Origin of the sequence: Corynebacterium sp. HMSC062E11, assembly GCF_001811845.1 — a bacterium.
Classification (GTDB): Bacteria; Actinomycetota; Actinomycetes; order Mycobacteriales; family Mycobacteriaceae; genus Corynebacterium; species Corynebacterium hesseae.
In genome coordinates this window covers 1-359 of sequence record NZ_KV806805.1, presented here as the reverse complement: position 1 = coordinate 359, position 359 = coordinate 1, and the positions used below count along the sequence as shown (strand labels likewise).

At 52.6% G+C, this 359-nt stretch carries 1 pseudogene; it reads right to left on the bottom strand.

Features of this window, described 5'->3' with window-relative positions:
• Nucleotides 1–326 (bottom strand): annotated as a pseudogene (locus HMPREF2822_RS07655) (transposase); the annotation flags it as partial.
• Between the last annotated feature and the right edge of the window lie 33 nt (nt 327–359).

Below are 359 nucleotides of genomic sequence, written 5' to 3'. Positions count from 1 at the left end.
TCAGTACCGTTTTCTGGCAGGGCGAACGCTGTGGTTCCGACATCGAATCTGCTGGCATCATCGATAATCTGGTAAATCGTGACATGTGTGTGGGCATGGTCAAAGAGGCGATAGACCAGTCCATCGATTTGCCAGAGTTCACCGACGCGATCACGGGCGAAGCGCTTATAGGAGCTGCGTGGCCGTTTGCGGGCATTGGCATCAACAAACCCCAGTTCATGCAGCCACGAGGCGATTGTAGAACGCGATGGGGTGTAATCTGCGCCTACAGTGTCGAACAAAAAGTAGTAGATCGACCAAGGCCCATAATCCAAGCCTTGCTCCATTAACTGTTGTCTGGCGTGGACGACTGCGATTTT